This window comes from Sphingobium indicum BiD32, assembly GCF_000382885.1.
GTDB classification, from domain to species: Bacteria; Pseudomonadota; Alphaproteobacteria; order Sphingomonadales; family Sphingomonadaceae; genus Sphingobium; species Sphingobium japonicum_C.
This window is the reverse complement of the sequence record NZ_CAVK010000051.1, coordinates 1-1,101: the sequence shown is the minus strand read 5'-3', so window position 1 is coordinate 1,101 and position 1,101 is coordinate 1. Positions and strand designations below refer to the sequence as shown.

The window sequence follows — 1,101 nt, the reverse complement described above, 5'->3', positions numbered from 1 at the left end:
GACCGTACCCCTTGAAGGCCAATCGCGGCCAGATCGAAAAGGCGCTCGACGCGCCATCGGCGGCGCTGCGCTTCATCCTGCTCTATGGCCCCGACGAAGCGGCCAGCCAGGCGCTGGTCAAGCGGCTGGAGCGGGCGATGGGACCGGGGGCGGAGCGGGTGGACCTGGATGGGTCGACCCTGCGCGACGATCCGGCCCGCCTGTCGGACGAAGCCGCATCTTTCTCCATGTTCGGCGACAAGCGCTGGATTCGCGTCCATGGGATGGGCGAGGAATCGCTGCCCGGGCTGACCGCGCTGCTGGAGGCGGAAGCGGCGGGCAATCCGGTCATCGCGGTGGCAGGCGCGCTCAAGGCGACGTCCAAGCTGCTCAAGCTGGCGCTCGACCATCAGGGCGCGCTCGCCTTCGTCTCCTACCAGCCCGATGCGCGCGAGTCCGAGCAGATTGCCATCGGTATCGCGCGCGAAGGCGGATTGCGGCTGCCGGCCGAACTGGCGCGGCGGATCGTCGATCTGGCCAATGGCGATCGGGCGTTGATGAGCGGCGAGGTGGAGAAGCTGATCCTCTACCTCGACGCCGCGCCGGATCGTCCGCGCGAAGCGACGGCCGAAGCGCTGGATGCGCTGTCGGCCGACAATCCCGATACGGAGGTCGCGCCTCTGGTTAACGCCGTGCTGGGCGGTGACCTGAAGGCCATGCATCGCGAACTGACCAGCCTGTCGGAGGTTGGCGCGAGCATGGCGTCGGTCATCCGCCCGCTGCTGACCCGTGCGATGCTGCTGGCCAATATCCGCGCCGATTTCGACAGTAGCGGACGGCTGGAAGGCGCGGTCGAGGCGGCGGGCAAGGCGGTGTTCTGGAAGGAAAAGGGCGTGGTGACGCGGCAGGTGCGGCTGTGGGACGCGACCGGCATCGCCCGTGTCATTGCCCGGCTGGCGCAGGCCGAGCGCGCCACAAGGTCGGGTCGGGGGACCGGCGACCTGCTGGTGCGGCACGAATTGCTGACGATCGCCCGGCAGGCGGCGCGGGAACGATAGGCGGCGACAGGCGCTTTGACGGCTGGAAGGTGGTGACTTCACCATGATCCGTTCGTTTCGAGCG

General features: G+C 68.7%; 1 protein-coding gene. It reads left to right on the top strand.

The window, feature by feature from the left end; all coding sequences use genetic code 11:
• Positions 1 to 11: 11 nt before the first annotated feature.
• Positions 12 to 1,037 carry a DNA polymerase III subunit delta gene (holA, locus tag EBBID32_RS04965; protein WP_006951852.1) on the top strand — a complete coding sequence of 342 codons (1,026 nt, stop codon included), beginning with the start codon at positions 12 to 14 and terminating at the stop codon, positions 1,035 to 1,037.
• Positions 1,038 to 1,101 lie beyond the last annotated feature (64 nt).